Origin of the sequence: Pseudomonas sp. Pseusp97, from assembly GCF_047304025.1 — a bacterium.
Classification (GTDB): domain Bacteria; phylum Pseudomonadota; class Gammaproteobacteria; order Pseudomonadales; family Pseudomonadaceae; genus Pseudomonas.
Window position 1 is genome coordinate 1 of sequence record NZ_JBGLYK010000447.1, and the last position, 987, is coordinate 987.

The window sequence follows — 987 nt, forward strand, 5'->3', positions numbered from 1 at the left end:
CCCGGCTGCAGCAGCCAGTCGTCCTGGGCGACGAGGTCGGCACCCAGGACGCTCGCGGCCTGTTCGGCGAGGCTGAAGTAATCGGCGCGTTCGAAAAGCGCGGCGCTGCGCAGCTCCAGCAGGCGCACGCGCACCGGGGCGCTGTGGCCATCGGGGGTGGGGTTGAGGCGGCTGTCGGCCTGCACCAGCAGCGTCAGGCGGGTGCCCTCCTCCGGCGCCGGCGACACGCTGGGCGTCTCGCTGGAACAGCCACTGCACAGCAGGGCCAGGCCCGCTGCCAGTAAAACCTTTCGAATCATCCTTGTTCCTCGGTAACGCGCTTGTTTCTTCCCTGATCGACCGGCCTAGGAGTGACGCAGGCGGGCGATGTGTTGCTCGTAGGCGCGGCCGAATTCACGGCCGAACAGATCCTGGAAATCGTCTTCGGCTTCCCGTGACAGGGTCGCGTACAACTCGACGAACTGCTGCCAGCTCTGCGCCTGGCGGGCGCCCGGCAACAGGCTCGCCAGGCCGCCGCCCTTGCCCATGCGAGCTTCCAGCGCATGGGGCTCGAAGCGTGCCAGCAGGTGCTTGATCGCCGCCTCGACGCCGGCCATCACCGCCAGCTGGTGCGCACGCAGGTCGTCGAAGCCATCGCGCACCGCCTGGTCGGCCGGCATGAACGCCGGGCTGCCGCCGCGCAGCAGCAGGAGCAGCGCCTCGTCGGCATTGGGGGCGAACTTCAGCGGGTTGTTCTCCACCGGACGCACCAGGGTCTGCTGCATGCGGAATTCGCCTTTCAGGCTGCTGCGCGCACGCAGGACGTCGATCAGCCCCTCCACCATCAGGCGGTAGCTGCGCCCGATGGCTCCCATCTGCTCAGCCGCCTGCCGGCTGTCCAGGCGCAGGCGCTCCAGGCCGGCGCCGCGCAGGAAGGCCTGCAACAGTTCGTCGTGGTTTTCCGCCGGGGCGGAGTCTGTTGCACGGGGCGCTGGCTCGGTCACCGCG

At 69.4% G+C, this 987-nt stretch carries 2 protein-coding genes; both read right to left on the reverse strand.

The annotated features are described in order from the left end of the window. On the reverse strand, positions 1 to 299 hold a 299-nt coding region (tssJ, locus tag ACCC94_RS29785), incomplete at its 3' end, for a type VI secretion system lipoprotein TssJ (protein WP_413353181.1). Positions 300 to 344: 45 nt separating this feature from the next. After that, positions 345 to 987 (reverse strand): type VI secretion system-associated FHA domain protein TagH (tagH, locus tag ACCC94_RS29790; protein ID WP_413353182.1); only part of this gene is annotated, 643 nt, incomplete at its 5' end.